The organism is Arthrobacter sp. B2060 (assembly GCF_059090445.1).
This window is the reverse complement of the sequence record NZ_JBNHFR010000003.1, coordinates 69,778-86,866: the sequence shown is the minus strand read 5'-3', so window position 1 is coordinate 86,866 and position 17,089 is coordinate 69,778. Positions and strand designations below refer to the sequence as shown.

The following is a 17,089-nucleotide window of genomic DNA, read 5'->3' as shown; positions in this document are numbered from 1 at the left end:
AGCACTCCCTCAAAAACACTCCAGGCCCCCGTTGGCCTTGGTGGAAATAGTGACAACACCTATGGCGTCGATCACTATGTTGAACAGAGTACAACAAGTTGAACGACTCGCCAATAGGTTGAGGTTTCGCAGGCCATGGGGCGCCAATATGACGCCTCCTCATGGTCTGCCTCACCCCATAGGATTACCCAGGGACCTGGCCAGTTCCTTCAGCTCCTTGACCATCTGGGCCCCCTGCTCAGCGGAATACGTGGCTTTCAACGCAGTAACAGACAAGCCCAGGCTGGGGCCGTGGGCGCCATGGGTGGGCACCGACACGGCCAGGCACACGACGCCGGTGGTGGACTCCTCATCTTCAAAGGCATAGCCCTGCTGCCGGATTTCGCGGATCTGCGCCTTGAGTGCGGCACCCGTGCGGATCGACTTTGGCGTCAGCACCGGCAGTTCAGCATCGTCCGGGAACATGGCTTCGAGGTCATGGTCGTGCAGACGCGCGATCAGGACCTTGCCCACCGCGCAGAGCGACACCGGCATCTTGTCCCCGATGTTGGACGTCAGCCGGACCGCAGGATGCCCTTCATAGCGAGCCAAGTAGATGACATTGGTACCGTCCAGCATGGCGATTCGGACAGTTTCCCCGGAGAGGGTGGGGGCCTGCTCACAAAACCGGTAGAACTCCTGGACTTCATCCAGCCGGCTCAGATAGGCCGCGCCGAGTTCAACAAGTTTGCGGCCCAGGGTGAACTCGGCGCCCTGCCTGCTGATCAGGCGGGCCTCCTCCAGGGCCAGGAGCAGGTTGGACGTTGAGGACTTCGGAATGCCGAGTTCCCGGGCGAGGTCACTCAGGGTGAGCCGGCCGGTAGCCGACGCGGCCAGTGCCTCCATCACAGCGGCCGCCCGGGTGACGGCCGGAGCCGGGGACGTGCTGCCTAATCCATCATTGGGGCGGGTGGCGCGGGAATCGACCATGATTCTCCTTCAATCAGTACGCGCTGGGGCGCAGGCAGCATGTCTGCCAGCCAACGGCCAGCGGCAGTGGCATGCAACTGTTCATGTGGCTGAACACTTACCATCATAATGGCTCGCCTCACTGCGTGGCTGGAGCGGATAGCTGGGCTTGCCCGGATAGCCGGACCGGATAATTGGCCCGGGAGGGCGCACCCGGCACCGTACGGGTCAAAGGCCCGAAATAATTTTCGTGTTTCCGAATGTTCACGGTATATTCGTTCTAGGCCTTCCACCGCGGCATCCCCCAATAGTCGCGGTGGAGGGCTGTTCCAATTAAGCGGGTCCAATTTAGCAAGGTGTTTAAGCGGCGTCGGCAACTGCCTCCCTCAGCTTCCAGCCACCACCCAGACCATCCCGCAGGATTTCCATGGTGGTGAACGCAGAGTTTTCGTTCCTGCCCAGCCTCGCCTGGAGGCGCCAGACTTCGACGTCCACCCGGCTCCAACCGAGCGGCATCCGGCGTTCAGCTTCCCACCAGCTGACGCGTTCAAACCATCTGACAGGCTCCGCGCCGACAGTCCATTCGCGTCCACCACGGATAACGGTGGCCGGGCGGCCGTCCGCAGCTGTTCTCACCAGTATGTGTTCCATGCCGCAAGGCTACGAACGGGCCCTGACATTTTTTCCGGGCCAAAGGCTGTGGCCTATGAGGATGCAGCAACCAACACAAAGACGCCCAACACAAAAAACCCCGCCTTGCCGGCATCTGATGCCGGGAAGACGGGGTTCTTCCTTGTGGGTCCTACCGGGATCGAACCGATGACATCCACGGTGTAAACGTGGCGCTCTACCAGCTGAGCTAAAGACCCAAACTGCCGGTTCCGCTTCGAAGCTCGCGAACCAACGAACATAGACTCTACCCGACGACAGGCCCTCATGACCAATCCGGATCAGGGCTGCGGCGCGCCGGGCAGCTCCTCGGCAAGCCAGGAAAGCGCTTCACTGACACCTGCGGCCAGTTTGACCGTTGCCAGCTCATCGCCGCGGGTCTCTCCGCGATTAATGATGACCACGGGTTTGCCCTGCTTGGCGGCGTGGCGGACGAAACGCAGTCCACTCATGACGCTGAGGGACGAACCGGCGACGAGCAGCGCTCCCGCCTCATCCACCATCGAGTAGGCCCGCTCCACACGGTCCTTTGGGACGTTCTCGCCGAAGTACACAAAGTCCGGCTTCAGCACACCGCCGCACGCAGGGCACTTCGCCACGACGAAGCTGCTGATGAGCTCCGAATCCTCCACAGTCGCGTCGGCATCGGGCGCTATTTCAACAACCCCCGATTCCAGCGCACGCTCAAGGAACGACGGGTTCAGTTCCTCCAAAAGCCCTGCGAGCAGACCACGGGAGTACGTGCGGCGGCAGTCCAGGCAAATGACTTGGTCGAAGCGGCCGTGCAGGTCCACGACGTTGACGCTTCCTGCATCCTCATGCAGGCGGTCCACATTCTGGGTGATCAGTCCCGTCAGGAGCCCCCGGCGTTCCAGCTGGACGACGGCGGCGTGGCCGGCATTGGGTTCAGCCCGCCGGAGATGGGACCAACCGATATGGTTCCGCGCCCAGTAGCGCTGCCGGTTGCCCGCGTCGCGCACGAACTCCTGATAGGTCATGGGCGACCGCGGCGGTGAGTCCGGGCCCCGGTAGTCAGGTATCCCGGAGTCCGTGCTCAGTCCTGCTCCGGTGAGGAGCGCCAGGCGCAGCCCTGACACGACGTCCCGGATGTGCCGCAAGACCTCCAGTTCCGGGGGCGACGGCTCGGCCCGTGGCACCGGCGGTCCGCTGGCAAACCCTGTCAGGCCGATGCCGGCGCGCCGCTGGTCCACGGATTCAGCCTTGCGTCAGTCCTGCCAGCGCGCGGCGATACTCGTCCAGGTCGCGTGCCTGCCCGCGGGGATTGACCACGACATACCGCACGACGCCCTCGGCGTCGATGATGAACGTCCCCCGGACCGCCATGCCGCTCTCCGCGTCAAAAACGCCGTACCGCATGGCCACGTCCCCGTGAGGCCAGAAGTCAGCAAGCAGGCTGAATTCGTAGCCTTCCTGCCCGGCATAGGCCCGAAGGGCAAATTTGCTGTCCACTGAGATGGCAAGCACTTCGGCGTCAGCGTGCTCGAAAACGGAAAGGTTGTCCCGGATCTCACACAGTTCGCCCGTGCAGATGCCGGAGAAGGCGAAAGGGTAAAAGACCAGCACGACGTTGCGTCCGCGGAAGTCTGCCAGCCGGACCGGCTCGCCGTACTGATTGGCGAGTGTGAAGTCCGGAGCCTGCTGCCCAACCTCAGGAACGGCCGCAACACCCATGGAGTCCACGGTGTTTGTTGCGGTCACTTGTTCTTCCTGGTCACCAGGCGGGTGGCACTCCAGTCCTTGGACACTCCCACAGATGTGGTGCAGTGCAACCCGGCCGTAGGGGCCGCGTCCTGGATGTCTGAGGGGGAAACGTAGCCCGGGCGGCCGGACTTGGGGGTAAGGACCCAGACGACACCACCTTCGGTCAGCGTCGTAAGCGAGTCGACAAGGGTGTCAACAAGGTCGCCGTCGCCGTCGCGCCACCAGAAGATGACTGCGTCCACGACGTCATGATCGTCTTCGTCCAGGAGCTCTGACCCCGTCAGATCTTCAATGTCATCACGCAAGTCGAAGTCGACGTCGTCGTCGTAACCGAACTCCTGAATCAGATCCCCGTTCTTGAAACCCAATTTTTCCGCCACATTTACCGAAGTGGCGGCGTCGGCCTCACTCACGCGTTCCTCCTATGAATAGTGATATCGATTACTCCAAGCCAACACCCTTTGGGCGTGTGCTTCAAGCTGCCAGTGCCGCGGGGCGGCTTATTGTGCGTCACACAACCAGTATGACGGTCAAATACGGCAGGGGCGCCAGACGCGGCTACGCATCGGCAAGCCGTCAGAGCTAGAGTGGCTGGTGACAGCCATGCCGCGGGGCGACCGCCCTGGACGGATTTAGGCAGTCTTAGACGAGATAGAACCCTGCCCGGCGCACCTGACCGGGCTGTTGTAACCGATATGTCGCACGCGTCGCGTTCACGCCAGGCAGCTACCCTGCCGGACCTGAGTGCGCCGATGAATGCGCGCAAAGAGAGGTTGGACGTGGCTGCAGGAGAAGATACCTCCCATATCCTCAGCGGGTTGACTAACCAGCTGCCTGATCGTGATCCGGAAGAGACCGCCGAATGGGTTGAGTCCCTGGATGCGCTGATCAGGGAACAGGGCACCGAGCGTGCCCAATACATCATGCGCAGTCTCCTGCAGCGTGCCGGCGCGCAGAGCGTCGGGGTTCCGATGGTGACCACCACGGACTATGTGAACACCATTCCGGCGGACCAGGAAGCGGAATTCCCGGGCAACGAGGAGTTCGAGCGGCGTTACCGGGCGTACATGCGCTGGAACGCGGCGGTGATGGTGCACCGGTCCCAGCGGCCGAACATCGGCGTGGGCGGGCACATCTCCACCTATGCCGGGGCCGCGACGTTGTACGAGGTCGGGTTCAACCACTTCTTCCGCGGCAAGGACCACCCCGGCGGCGGGGACCAGGTGTTCTTCCAGGGCCACGCCTCCCCCGGGATGTACGCCAGGGCGTTCATGGAAGGCCGGCTGACCGAGCAGGACCTGGACGGCTTCCGGCAGGAAAAGTCCAAGGAGGGCCACGCCCTGTCCTCCTACCCGCACCCGCGGCTGATGCCCGAGTTCTGGGAATTCCCCACCGTGTCGATGGGCATCGGGCCGATGAACGCGATCTACCAGGCCCAGTCCAACCGGTACCTGCACAACCGCGGCCTGAAAGACACCTCCGACCAGCAGGTCTGGGCGTTCCTGGGCGACGGGGAAATGGACGAGCCCGAGTCCCGCGGCCTGCTCCAGCTCGCCGCGAACGAGAACCTGGACAACCTGAACTTCGTGATCAACTGCAACCTCCAGCGCCTGGACGGGCCGGTGCGCGGCAACGGCAAGATCATGCAGGAACTCGAGGCGTTCTTCCGCGGCGCGGGCTGGAACGTGATCAAGGTCGTCTGGGGCCGGGAATGGGATGACCTGCTCACCCGCGACACCGACGGGTCGCTGGTGAAGATCATGAACGAAACCCCCGACGGGGACTACCAGACCTACAAGGCCGAATCCGGCGGTTTCGTCCGCGAGCACTTCTTCGGCAAAACCCCGCAGACCAAGGACATGGTCGCGGACCTCACCGATGACCAGATCTGGAACCTCAAGCGCGGCGGGCACGACTACCGCAAGGTCTACGCCGCCTACAAGGCAGCCACCGAATTCAAGGGCAAACCCACCGTGATCCTGGCCAAAACGGTCAAGGGCTACGGACTCGGCCCCCACTTCGAAGGCCGCAACGCCACCCACCAGATGAAAAAACTCACCCTGGACGACCTGAAGAAATTCCGCGACCACCTGCGGATCCCCGTCACGGACGAACAGCTCGAGAAGGACCCGTACCAGCCGCCGTACTACCACCCGGGCACGGATGCGCCGGAAATCAAGTACATGATGGAACGCCGCGCCGCCCTGGGCGGTGCCGTGCCGGAGCGCCGGTCCAAGCACTCCGACATCACGCTGCCGGACCCGAAGACCTACGAGGTCGCCAAGCGCGGTTCGGGCAAGCAGCAGGCTGCGACCACCATGGCCTTTGTCCGGCTGCTCAAGGACCTGATGCGGGACAAGAACTTCGGCAAGCACATCGCGCCGATCATCCCGGATGAGGCCCGCACGTTCGGCATGGACGCGTTCTTCCCGACGGCGAAGATCTACAACCCCAAGGGCCAGAACTACCTGTCCGTGGACCGGGACCTCGTCCTGGCCTACAAGGAATCCGCGCAGGGCCAGCTGATCCACCCCGGCATCAACGAAGCCGGCGCCGTGGCAGCCTTCACCGCCGCCGGCACCGCCTACGCCACCCACGGCGTCCCGCTGGTCCCGATCTACGTGTTCTACTCCATGTTCGGCTTCCAGCGCACCGGCGACGCCTTCTGGGCCGCCGCGGACCAAATGACCCGCGGCTTCATCATCGGCGCCACCGCAGGACGGACCACCCTCACCGGCGAAGGACTCCAGCACGCTGACGGCCACTCCCCCATCCTCGCCGCCACCAACCCCGCAGTGGTCACCTACGACCCCGCCTACGGCTACGAGATGGGCCACATCGTCCGCGACGGTCTGGAGCGGATGTACGGCCCGGATTCAACGGACCGGAACCTGATGTACTACATCACGGTCTACAACGAGCCCATCACCCAGCCTGCAGAGCCGGATGAGCTGGACGTTGAAGGCGTCATCAAGGGCATCTACCTGCTGGCGCCGGCCAAGATCGACGGCCCGCGCACGCAGATCCTGGCCTCCGGCGTCTCGGTTCCCTGGGCCATCGAAGCCCAGCGGATCCTGGCCGAGGACTGGGGCGTCTCCGCCGACGTCTGGTCCGTGACCTCCTGGAACGAACTGCGCCGCGACGGCATGGCCGCCGAGGAAGAGGCGTTCCTGAACCCCGGCAAGACCGCCCGGGTGCCGTTCGTCACACAGCAGCTCGCCGGCGCCACCGGCCCGGTGGTTGCCGTCTCGGACTACATGAAGGCCGTCCCGGACCAGATCCGCCAGTTCATCCCGAACGAGTTCGCCTCCCTGGGTGCCGACGGCTTCGGCTTCTCCGACACCCGCGCCGCAGCACGCCGCTTCTTCAAGAACGACACCCACTCCATCGTGGTCCGTTCGCTGGAGATGCTGGCCCGCCGCGGTGAGGTTGACGCCCAGGCACCTGCGCAGGCCATCGAGAAGTACCGCCTGCACAACGTCAACGCCGGAACCACCGGCAACGCGGGCGGCGAGTCCTAACACGCCCGGCACACGTACGACGGCGGCCCTCACCGAAAGGTGGGGGCCGCCGTCGTCGTTCGGTGCTTTTGCGGGGTTGTGATGCAGCGCAACCGCAGTTGTAGCCTTTGCACAAAATGGAGCTTGCAGGTTAGGCACCGTATGCTCGATGCATGCCCCAGCCAACCCCCGCCCCCGCAAAGCGTAAACCGGTGTCGCCCAGCATCACACCGGAGAAGTCAGAGACCCTGAAGAAGCTCAGGGCGAGTGTTGGCCAGTTGTCCACCACCACCATGCGCCAGCTGGAAAAGTCCCTGCCCTGGTACACGCGCCTCAGTTCTGATGAGCGCTCGGCGCTGGGGCTTGTGGCCCAAAACGGAATCGCCGCGTTCGTTACCTGGTACGAGCGCCCCAGCTCCCCCTCGTGGATCCTCACCGATGTTTTCGGCACGGCCCCCACGGAACTCACCCGGTCCATCAGCCTTCAAAAGGCCCTCCAGCTGATCCGGATCGTCGTTGAAGTGGTTGAGGAGCAGGTGCCCGTGATCGCACCGGAGGCCGACCAGCCGTCACTGCGCGAGGCAGTGTTGAGGTATTCACGTGAGGTGGCTTTTGCTGCCGCGGACGTCTATGCGAGGGCCGCCGAATCGCGGGGCTCGTGGGACACCCGGCTGGAAGCCTTGATCGTGGACGCCATCCTGCGCGGTGAAAACACCGACGCGCTGCGGTCCAGAATCGCCGCCCTCGGCTGGAAAGCCCAGGAGAGATTCACCGTGATGGTGGGAAATTCGCCGTCGGAACCCAGTGCCAGCTACGTCAGCGAATTGCGCCGCACGGCCGGCCGGTACGCCGAGGACGCCCTCGTCGGGATCCAGGGCGACCGTCTCATCCTGATCCTCGGCGGCGTCCATGACCGCGAAACGGCATATCTCAAACTGAGTGAAATGTTCGCGCCGGGGCCCGTGGTGTACGGCGCAGAAGCGAATTCCCTGCTGGAGGCCAGCGGCTCTGCCCAGTCGGCCTTCGCAGGGCTCACCGCCGCGCGGGCGTGGCCGTCCGCGCCGCGGCCGGTAGCGGCCGACGACCTGCTTCCCGAGCGGGTGATCTCCGGGGACGATGCGGCGCGCCGGTCCCTCGTCAAAAACATCTACCGGCCCCTCCTGGCCGCGTCCAACGGGCTTGTGGAAACACTGGGTACCTACCTGGAACTGGGGCATTCGCTGGAGGCAACAGCCCGGGAACTTTTCGTCCACGCCAATACCGTCCGTTACCGGCTCAAGCGGGTTTGTGACGTCACAGGCTGGGATCCGCTGCTCCCGCGGGAGGCCTTCGTGCTGCAGGCCGCCCTGGTAGTGGGCCGGCTTTCCACCCCGCCGAAGGCCGCCGTGGAACGCCAGCCTGGGCGGAACCAGAGCTGAACCGTTGTAGACTTCCTACAAACTGACCCAGTGAGCTTGGTGTACGCAAACACCCTTGGTTCACGCGGTAATTTGGAAAGCTGGTTACGTGCTTGCAATCGTCTGCCCTGGACAGGGCTCACAGACCCCCGGTTTCTTGGCCCCTTGGCTGGAACTGCCTTCCGTAGCAGGCCATCTGGCCTCCCTCAGCGAAATCGCAGGCATTGACCTCACTGCGCATGGGACAACCTCGGATGAGGAGACCATCAAGGACACCGCCGTTGCGCAGCCCCTCATCGTCGCTGCCGGACTCGTGGCGGCAAAGTCACTGTTCGACGTCGAACTCAGCACCCTTCCGGTCATCCTGGCCGGACACTCGGTGGGCGAGATCACGGCCTCGGCACTGGCCGGGGTGCTCACGGAAAAAGAAGCCATGACCTTCGTCCGCGAACGCGCCAACAGCATGGCCGCGGCCGCTGCGGTCACGCCCACCGGCATGAGCGCCGTAGTTGGCGGCGACCCCGCCGAGGTGCTGGCCGCCATCGAGGCCGCCGGCGCCACCCCCGCCAACGTGAACGGTGCGGGCCAGACCGTCGCCGCCGGCACCTTCGAGCAACTCAAGGCCCTGGCGGAGAATCCCCCGGCAAAGGCCCGGGTGATTCCGCTCAAGGTGGCCGGGGCTTTCCACACCTCACACATGGCACCCGCGGTAAGCGCCCTCGAAGCCCTGCGCCCCGAGCTGCAGCCCCAGGCGCCCGCTGTTCCCTTGCTGTCCAACTTCGACGGCCGGGAAGTCACCGACGGCGCTGCCGCCGTCGACAGCCTGATCGCCCAGGTGTCCCGTCCCGTCCGCTGGGACCTCTGCATGGAATCACTCGTGCAGCGCGGGGTCACCGGCGTCATTGAACTGGCACCCGCCGGCACCTTGGCGGGCCTCGCCAAGCGCGGGATGCCCGGCGTCAAGACCGTGGCAGTGAAGACCCCCGAAGACCTGTCCGCAGCCCTTGCATTGTTCGCAGAACTGGAGGGACAGGCATGAGTGTTCCCACGCTAAAGCAGGCACCGATCAACGAACACACCCGGATCCTCGGCGTCGGCGCCTACCGCCCCGACGTGGTGGTGACGAACGAGGACGTCTGCCAGTGGATTGACTCCTCCGACGAATGGATCCGGCAGCGCACGGGCATCATCACCCGCCACCGGGCCCCTGCCGACGTCAGCGTGATTGACATGGCGGAAGGCGCCGCACGCGAAGCCCTCTCAAAGGCCGGCATCGAGGCCTCCCAGCTCGGAGCCGTCATTGTGTCCACCGTGACGCACCCCTACGCGACGCCGTCCGCGGCCGCAAGCCTTGCCGACCGGCTCGGCGCAACGCCCGCACCCGCATTCGACATCTCGGCCGCCTGCGCAGGCTACTGCTACGGCATCGCCCAGGGCGATGCACTGGTCCGCTCCGGCACCGCCGAGTACGTGCTCGTCGTCGGGGCCGAGAAACTGTCCGACGTCATCGACAACAGCGAACGCACCATCTCGTTCCTGCTGGGTGACGGCGCCGGCGCCGTGGTCATCGGCCCGTCGGAGACGCCGGGCATCGGCCCGTCCGTCTGGGGTTCCGACGGCAGCAAGTGGGATGCGATCGGCATGACCCACTCCCTGCTCGATGTTCGCGAGTACTCCGCGGCGCACTCCGGGTCACTCGTCCACGCGGGCTCACCGCAGGGCAGCGCCCTCAGCGCGGAAGAAGCGTCCGTCACCGACGCCGCCATCTGGCCCACCCTCCGCCAGGACGGCCAGACCGTCTTCCGCTGGGCCGTCTGGGAGATGGCGAAGGTGGCACAGCAGGCCCTCGATGCCGCAGGTGTCCAGGCCGAGGACCTCGTGGCGTTCATTCCCCACCAGGCCAACATGCGCATTATCGACGAAATGGTCAAGAAGCTGAAGCTGCCCGAAACCGTCACGGTGGCGCGCGACATCGCGGAGGCCGGCAACACATCGGCGGCGTCCATCCCGCTTGCCACCCACAGGCTGCTGCAGGAACACCCCACGCTGAGCGGCGGCCTCGCGCTGCAGATCGGTTTCGGCGCGGGCCTGGTTTTCGGCGCCCAGGTTGTAGTCCTTCCGTAGGAATCCCCACCAAACCGCAACCGCGGTTTGCCCCGTTTCCGGCAGCCCCTGCCGGCAATAACAAGAAAAGGAGCCACCAATGGCTAGCAACGAAGAGATCCTGGCCGGACTGGCTGAAATCGTCAACGAAGAGACCGGCCTGGCCCCCGAGGCTGTCGAGATGGACAAGTCCTTCACCGAGGACCTGGACATCGACTCCATCTCCATGATGACCATCGTCGTTAACGCCGAGGAGAAGTTCGGCGTGCGCATCCCCGACGAAGAGGTCAAGAACCTCAAGACCGTCGGCGACGCCGTGGACTTCATCTCCAACGCCCAGGCCTAAGCAGGCCCCAGCCGCATGGCGGCTGAAACCCGGCTGGCCGGCCCGCATTTCACTGCTGTGGCCGGCCAGCCGATGCACCATCACAGATTTTCGAATTCCCCCTCGCACGCCACCGATGCAGGCCGTCCGGCCACGAAGCACGGGACAGGCTCGCGCACCGACAGAGAGTGATCCCATGACACGCAAAGTAGTCATTACCGGTCTGGGTGCCACCACGCCCATCGGCGGCGACGTACCCACTATGTGGCAGAACGCGCTGAAGGGGGTTTCCGGCGCCCGCACGCTGGAGGACGACTGGGTCGCCAAGTACGAGCTTCCCGTTCACTTCGCCGCCCGGTGCTCCACGCCCGCCCTTGACGTCCTGAGCCGCGTTGAAGCCAAGCGCATGGACCCCTCGACCCAGTTCGGCGTTATTGCGTCCCGCGAGGCCTGGGCTGACTCCGGCATCACCGAATTCGATCCGGACCGCCTGGCCGTGGCCTTTGCCACCGGCATCGGCGGCGTCTGGACCCTCCTGGACGCCTGGGACACCCTGAAGGAGAAGGGCCCCCGCCGGGTCCTGCCCATGACGGTCCCCATGCTCATGCCGAACGGTGTGGCCGCCGCGGTCAGCCTTGACCTCGGCGCCCGGGCAGGCGCCCACACGCCCGTTTCCGCCTGCGCCTCCGGCACCGAAGCCATGCACCTGGGCCTGGACCTGATCCGCTCCGGCAAGGCCGACGTCGTGATGTGCGGCGGCGCCGAGGCCGCCATCCACCCGATGCCGCTGGCCGCGTTCGCCTCGATGCAGGCTCTCTCCCGCCGCAACGACGATCCCGAAGGCGCCTCCCGGCCCTACGACCTCGGTCGCGACGGCTTCGTCATGGGTGAAGGTGCCGGCGCCCTCGTCCTCGAGGCCGAAGAGCACGCGCTTGCCCGCGGTGCCCGGATCTACGGCGAACTGGCCGGCACGTCCGTGACGGCTGACGCCTACCACATCACGGCTCCGGACCCGCAAGGCCTGGGCGCCACCCGCGCGCTCAAGGCAGCCATGTTTGACGGCCGCATCCAGGCCGAGGACGTCGTCCACGTCAACGCGCACGCAACGTCCACGCCCGTGGGCGACAAGCCGGAATACACCGCGCTGAAGGCCGCCCTGGGCGGGCAGGTCGACAACGTGGCCGTGTCCGCCACCAAGTCGCAGATGGGCCACCTGCTGGGCGCTTCCGGCGCCGTGGAGGCTGTCCTCACCGTGCTGGCCGTGCACGAGCGCAAGGCCCCCCTGACGATCAACCTCGAGAACCAGGATCCGGAGATCCCGCTGGACGTCGTCACCTCCGCCCGTGATCTGCCCGCCGGAGACATTGTGGCACTGAGCAACTCGTTCGGCTTTGGCGGCCACAACGCCGTCATCGCCGTCCGCAGCGTGTGATCACTGATGCATAGCGAAGAAGCCCCCGCCGGTTGGCGGGGGCTTCTTCGTTGCTATGGGGATCGGCGTGTCAGCCCACCTGGTGCAGCCAGCGGACGGGTGCTCCCTCGGCCGCGTGCCGGAAAGGCTCCAGCTCCTCATCCCAGGCCTCGCCGAGGGCAAGGGAAAGCTCGTGGTAGACCGCAGACGGATCGCCCGCACCGGACTCATAGGCGTAGCGGATGCGGTCCTCGGAGACCATGATGTTCCCGTGGACATCCGTCACGGCATGGAAAATTCCCAGCTCCGGCGTGTGGGACCAGCGGCCGCCGTCCACGCCCTGGCTGGGTTCCTCTGTCACCTCGAAGCGCAAGTGTGCCCAGCCCCGGAGGGCAGACGCCAGCTGCGCACCTGTCCCCTGCACGCCGGTCCAGGAGAGCTCCGAACGGAACATTCCGGGCGCGGCAGGCTGAGGGGTCCACTCAAGATCTGTCCGCTTGTCCACGACAGATCCGATGGCCCACTCGACATGAGGGCACAGTGCGGTAGGCGCCGAGTGAATGAAGAGCACACCGCGGGTCATTACAACAGACATTCCATCCTCCATAGCTGTAGGTACGTCTTCCCCAACGACCTGCATGGATGGATATCTGGTGCTCCGGCGCCGCGTGGTGCCTCGAACTCCTGCCAATCTATGAAACTGTTGCCGGGCTTGCAAGATGGCCAAAGGCTTAAAGCACAACTTGAAAGTTGCCGGACTTGGCTCTTATTGTGCCGTACCCTGCGTAATTACGCCAGTGGGATTCGGCGCGCCGTCGAGGCGCGCCGAGGACGGCCTCCGGGGACGGCCGGGGCGTTACGCCCTCGGGTGGGCCTGCTGGTAGCTCTTGCGGAGCCGGTCCACCGAGACGTGGGTGTAGATCTGGGTGGTGGCAAGGCTGCTGTGCCCCAGAATCTCCTGGACCGCGCGAAGGTCGGCCCCTCCGTCGAGCAAGTGCGTGGCCGCCGAGTGGCGCAGCGCATGGGGGCCGGTAGCGGCGGTGTCCCCCAACGCTTCGAAGACGCCGTTGACGACGCTCCGCACCTGGCGCTGGTCCACGCGGCGGCCCCGCATCCCCAGGAACAGTGCCGGCCCGCTGCCTGCCGATGCGAGCTTGGGGCGGCCGCGGCGCAGCCAATCGTCGACGGCGAGCGCGGCCGGCAGTCCGTAGGGAACCGTCCGTTCCTTGTTGCCCTTGCCCAGGACACGGAGGGTTCTGCGGTCGGGGTCGAGGTCATCGACGTCGAGACCGGCCAGTTCCCCGACGCGCAGGCCGGTGGCATAGAGCAGTTCGACCATGGCCCTGTCCCGCAGCGCCATCGGCGCGCCGTCCTGCGCCGCCTCGTTGAGTTCGGTGAGCAGCCGGGTAAGTTGCTGTTGCTGCAGCACGCCCGGCAGCGAGCCTTCAACCTTCGGCGCCTTCAGGCGCAGGGCCGGATCCGTGTCAATCATCTCCTCCCGGAGCGCCCAGGCGGTGAAGGTCCGTGCAGTGGCCGACCGGCGGGCCAAGGTGGAGCGGGAGATGCCGGCGTCACTCTGTGTGCCCAGCCAGCGCCTGAGCGTCCCGAGCTCAATCTCTCCGAGCTCGCGGATTCCCTCCCCTGCGGCATAGTCCAGCAGACTTCCGACGTCGGAGAGGTAGGCGCGGACGGTGTGCTCCGAGCGTGCCCGCTCGCCGGTCAAGTACCGGCCGAAGCTGCTGACCGCCTCCGCCAGCGCCGGCGGCAGTTCCACTTTCTCCACGCACTCACTTTCCCAGCAATCGGCGTGCGGTCAAGGATTCCCGCGGCGAGCCGCGGTGTGGCGTTTCCCCGGCATGCCGCCACGTACACCCGTCAGCCGGCATGCTTGGACCGCTTCCAGCCGCCGTTGTGGGATTCGGCGAGCCCCAGGAGCCCAAGCCGCCCGAGCCCGGCCCGCACGGACTCGGGGCCAAGTCCGGCCACGGTGCAGAGCTTTTCCACTGAACTGGTGGACCGCAGCGGCAGGGCATCCAGCAGGATCAGGTCCTCCAGCGTGAGTCCGTCGTGGACGGCACTCCCGCCCCGCGGATCAGGCATGAAGTCCCCGCTGGGCGCGGCGAGCTCGGCAACCTCGCCGGCATCCGTCACACATACCGCGCCGCCGTCACGCAGGAGCCGGTGGCATCCGGCCGAGTTGGCGCTGTGGACGGATCCAGGCACTGCGCCCACAGCCCTGCCCAGTGACTCCGCGTGGTGTGCCGTATTCAGCGCTCCGGACCGCCATCTGGCCTCGACAACAACAGTCACCGATGCCAGGGCCGCGATGATCCTGTTCCGCTGCAGAAAGCGGTAGCGTGTGGGCGCAGATCCTGGCGGCACCTCGGCGAGGACTGCGCCCTGGTTCGCGACGGACCGAAGCAGGTCCTCATTCCCCGAGGGATAGAAGCGGTCAACTCCCCCGGCCATAACGGCGATTGTCGGCATGGATTCCGAGCTGCCGGCCAGGGCGGCCCGGTGGGCATGTGCATCGATTCCGTAGGCGCCTCCCGAAACCACCGTGAAGCCCCGCTGCGCCAGGGAGTATGCAAGGTCGCCGGTCACTGCCGCGCCATAGCTCGTGCTGTCCCGGGAACCGACCAGTGCAATCGACTTCGGCGCAGCGGGAAGCTCCTGCTCGACTCCACGCCACCACAGGCAGATCGGTTCGTGGATGCCGAGATCGCCGAGCTGGCGGGGCCACAGATCGTCTCCCGGAATGATCACCCGGCCGCCGAGCCGGTGCATGGTGGCCAAGTCCCGTTCAGGGGCGAGGTCCGGGACCCTTGGCGCCCAGCGCTTGAGAGCTGCACCCAGTCCCGCCCAGGAGGCCGCCGAACTGTGTTCGGCCAGCACGCCCGTGAGTTCCTGTTCCAGCGCGGGGCCATAGCTCAACTGCCCGGTGGCAATGCCCAGCGCGTCCAGAGCCCCCGCCACCTGCACCAGCGCCAGTCCAGCCGAATCCTGAGGCTCCATGAGCCGGGACAGGGCGGCCCGCGCGAGTCTCTCGTTATGCATGTCGCTCCCTTCACGCGGCGGCCGAAGCAGCCTGCCGGAGGCTCAGAGCCTGTCCGATGTCATTGAGGTCCGGGCGTTCCCGGCCGGCAAGGTCTGCCAGGGTCCAGGCCAAGCGCAGGACGCGGTCGTAGCCGCGGGCTGTGAGCACGCCCCGTGCGAGCGACTGGTCCAGGATGCGCGTGGTGGCCGACGGAAGCCTGAACTCCCCGCGCAGGATCCTTCCGGGGACCTGCGAGTTGGTTTCCATGCCCGCAGGGCCAAGGCGCTGCAGCTGGCGGCGCCTGGCCGCACCCACCCGGCCGGCGACTGTCGCTGTGTCTTCCTCGCCGCCGGACTGGCCGAAGTCTGCCAGTGAAACCCGCTCGACCTGCAGCTGGATGTCGACCCGGTCAAGCAGCGGCCCGGACATCCGCGCCAGATACCTGCGGCGCATCATGGGAGTGCACATGCATTCGATGCCCTTGCCCGATGCCTTCCCGCAGGGACAGGGGTTCGCCGCAAGGACCAGTTGGAAACGTGCGGGGTAGGCTGCCGTGCCCGCGGATCTGTGAATCACCAGTTCTCCGCTCTCGAGCGGCTGCCGGAGTGCATCGAGGACTCCCCGTTCGTATTCGGGAGCTTCGTCGAGGAACAAAATTCCGCGGTGGGCGCGTGACGCGGCGCCGGGCCGCGGCAGTCCCGTGCCGCCGCCGATGATGGCGGCGGACGTCGCCGTATGGTGTGGGTTCTCGAAGGGCGGGCGCCGCACCAACTGCAGCGAGGACGACGGCAGCGCACACAGCGAATGGATCGCTGTCACCTCCATGGCTGCGGTGTCGCCCAAATCGGGCAACAGCCCTGGGAGCCGCTCGGCCAACATGGTCTTTCCCGCACCCGGCGGTCCTGTGAGAAGCAGATGATGGGCCCCTGCTGCGGCAACTTCCAGGGCCCTGCGTGCATCTCCCTGGCCGGCGACATCGCACATGTCAGGGGCCGCTCCGGGCATGGAATCCGGTTCTTCGCCCGCTTCATCATCCTGCGGTTCGAAATCAAGGGCCAGCTCCTGGGGGTCCGCGCCGAAATCGAACGCGAGCCGGGCGAGGGTCCTGTAGCCCTGGACCCGTGCGCCGGGCACCAATGCGGCTTCGGCGGCGTTCGCCTGTGCCACCACGACGTCCGGATAGCCCGCTTGGACGGCAGCCATCACCGCAGGGAGGACACCGCGGACGGGCCGCAGCCGCCCGTCCAGGCCGAGCTCGGCGATAAACACCGTACGGCCCGTTGTCCTGATGTCATCGGCCGCACAGAGCGCTGCCATGGCGATGCCAAGGTCGAAGCCCGAGCCCCGTTTGGGCAGGGACGCAGGAATGAGGTTGGCCGTGATCTTCCGCCGGCTCAACGGGATTCCGGAGTTCTGCGCGGCGGAACGGATCCGTTCCTTCGCCTCGTTGAGAGAAGCGTCAGGCAGCCCCAGGATCACGAAGGCGGGCAATGTCTGACCGATGTCGGCCTCGACCTCCACGATGTAGCCGTTTAGCCCCACCAGGGCCACAGAGTAGGTTCTTCCCAGGCCCATTACCCCACCCCCGGCAGGTGCTCAACGGTCGGCTCGCACACGCCGTCGTCCAGCACTGCAATCACGTCCACGCGGCGCAGCGGCATCCGGAGCTCGTGGTCGCGGCACCAGGCCGATCCCAGCCGGTGCAACCGTGCAAGCTTGTCCGTGCCCACCGCTTCGAAGGGGTGCCCATAGGCGAGGGACCGGCGCGTTTTCACCTCCGCAATGACGAGGGCGTCGCCGTCGAGCGCAACAATGTCGATCTCGCCCTCGGGGCAGCGCCAGTTGCGCTCCACGATGAGCATGCCCAGCGATTCCAGGTATTCCGCCGCGAGCTCTTCCCCGCGCTGGCCAAGCAGGTCTTTGGCTTTCATTTTCTACCTCCGCAACCAGACTGCGGGGGCAGCGTCGGCGCCGACA

Annotated in this window: 16 protein-coding genes and 1 tRNA gene; 6 read left to right on the top strand and 11 right to left on the bottom strand. The window is 65.9% G+C overall.

Going from position 1 to position 17,089, the window contains the following annotated elements; all coding sequences use genetic code 11:
- Positions 1 to 171: 171 nt before the first annotated feature.
- The 6 genes from AC5RUM_RS07155 to AC5RUM_RS07130 all read right to left on the bottom strand — a co-directional run bounded on the left by AC5RUM_RS07155 (position 172) and on the right by AC5RUM_RS07130 (position 3,752).
- Entirely contained in the window at positions 172 to 969 is a 798-nt protein-coding gene (locus AC5RUM_RS07155) for an IclR family transcriptional regulator (protein WP_494034293.1), read from the bottom strand.
- A gap of 339 nt (positions 970 to 1,308) precedes the next feature.
- On the bottom strand, positions 1,309 to 1,599 hold the full coding sequence (locus AC5RUM_RS07150; RefSeq protein ID WP_494034292.1) for a hypothetical protein: 291 nt from the start codon (positions 1,597 to 1,599) through the stop codon (positions 1,309 to 1,311).
- 145 nt (positions 1,600 to 1,744) lie between these two features.
- Positions 1,745 to 1,817 (bottom strand) — tRNA-Val (locus AC5RUM_RS07145).
- Between the two features lie 81 nt (positions 1,818 to 1,898).
- On the bottom strand, positions 1,899 to 2,828 hold the full coding sequence (locus AC5RUM_RS07140; protein WP_494034291.1) for an NAD-dependent protein deacetylase: 930 nt from the start codon (positions 2,826 to 2,828) through the stop codon (positions 1,899 to 1,901).
- A 4-nt stretch (positions 2,829 to 2,832) separates the two neighbouring features.
- Positions 2,833 to 3,309 carry a peroxiredoxin gene (locus AC5RUM_RS07135; RefSeq protein WP_494034559.1) on the bottom strand — a complete coding sequence of 159 codons (477 nt, stop codon included), beginning with the start codon at positions 3,307 to 3,309 and terminating at the stop codon, positions 2,833 to 2,835.
- A gap of 23 nt (positions 3,310 to 3,332) precedes the next feature.
- Entirely contained in the window at positions 3,333 to 3,752 is a 420-nt protein-coding gene (locus AC5RUM_RS07130) for a DUF3052 domain-containing protein (protein ID WP_400575657.1), read from the bottom strand.
- Between the two features lie 339 nt (positions 3,753 to 4,091).
- Here AC5RUM_RS07130 and aceE point away from each other — a divergent pair, with 339 nt between their 5' ends.
- From aceE to AC5RUM_RS07100, 6 genes are all read left to right on the top strand, one after another.
- On the top strand, positions 4,092 to 6,860 hold the full coding sequence (gene aceE / locus AC5RUM_RS07125) for a pyruvate dehydrogenase (acetyl-transferring), homodimeric type (protein ID WP_494034290.1): 2,769 nt from the start codon (positions 4,092 to 4,094) through the stop codon (positions 6,858 to 6,860).
- 152 nt (positions 6,861 to 7,012) lie between these two features.
- Complete coding sequence (locus AC5RUM_RS07120) at positions 7,013 to 8,257, top strand: PucR family transcriptional regulator (RefSeq protein ID WP_494034289.1); 1,245 nt, start codon at positions 7,013 to 7,015, stop codon at positions 8,255 to 8,257.
- Positions 8,258 to 8,345: 88 nt separating this feature from the next.
- Positions 8,346 to 9,275, top strand: a complete 930-nt coding sequence (locus AC5RUM_RS07115) for an ACP S-malonyltransferase (RefSeq protein ID WP_494034288.1) — start codon at positions 8,346 to 8,348, stop codon at positions 9,273 to 9,275.
- Positions 9,272 to 10,360 carry a beta-ketoacyl-ACP synthase III gene (locus AC5RUM_RS07110; protein WP_494034287.1) on the top strand — a complete coding sequence of 363 codons (1,089 nt, stop codon included), beginning with the start codon at positions 9,272 to 9,274 and terminating at the stop codon, positions 10,358 to 10,360. Before AC5RUM_RS07115 ends, AC5RUM_RS07110 begins: the two co-directional genes overlap by 4 nt.
- 79 nt (positions 10,361 to 10,439) lie before the next feature.
- Positions 10,440 to 10,685: an acyl carrier protein gene (locus AC5RUM_RS07105; RefSeq protein ID WP_400581526.1), complete on the top strand. Its 246-nt coding sequence runs from the start codon at positions 10,440 to 10,442 to the stop codon at positions 10,683 to 10,685.
- A 175-nt stretch (positions 10,686 to 10,860) separates the two neighbouring features.
- Positions 10,861 to 12,096, top strand: coding sequence for a beta-ketoacyl-[acyl-carrier-protein] synthase family protein (locus AC5RUM_RS07100; protein ID WP_494034286.1), 1,236 nt, complete (start codon positions 10,861 to 10,863; stop codon positions 12,094 to 12,096).
- Between the two features lie 70 nt (positions 12,097 to 12,166).
- Here the strand turns inward: AC5RUM_RS07100 and AC5RUM_RS07095 are convergent, their stop codons facing one another.
- The 5 genes from AC5RUM_RS07095 to AC5RUM_RS07075 form a co-directional block, all read right to left on the bottom strand.
- A complete protein-coding gene (locus tag AC5RUM_RS07095; RefSeq protein ID WP_215054028.1) occupies positions 12,167 to 12,670 on the bottom strand; it encodes a DUF3145 domain-containing protein in 504 nt (167 codons plus the stop codon).
- A gap of 261 nt (positions 12,671 to 12,931) precedes the next feature.
- Entirely contained in the window at positions 12,932 to 13,858 is a 927-nt protein-coding gene (locus AC5RUM_RS07090) for a tyrosine recombinase XerC (protein ID WP_494034285.1), read from the bottom strand.
- Between the two features lie 92 nt (positions 13,859 to 13,950).
- Positions 13,951 to 15,132, bottom strand: a complete 1,182-nt coding sequence (gene dprA / locus AC5RUM_RS07085; protein WP_494034284.1) for a DNA-processing protein DprA — start codon at positions 15,130 to 15,132, stop codon at positions 13,951 to 13,953.
- Between the two features lie 10 nt (positions 15,133 to 15,142).
- Complete coding sequence (locus AC5RUM_RS07080; protein WP_494034283.1) at positions 15,143 to 16,687, bottom strand: YifB family Mg chelatase-like AAA ATPase; 1,545 nt, start codon at positions 16,685 to 16,687, stop codon at positions 15,143 to 15,145.
- The gene (locus tag AC5RUM_RS07075) at positions 16,687 to 17,043 is read right to left on the bottom strand and encodes a YraN family protein (RefSeq protein WP_494034282.1); all 357 of its coding nucleotides are present in this window, start codon (positions 17,041 to 17,043) and stop codon (positions 16,687 to 16,689) included. Before AC5RUM_RS07075 ends, AC5RUM_RS07080 begins: the two co-directional genes overlap by 1 nt.
- Positions 17,044 to 17,089 lie beyond the last annotated feature (46 nt).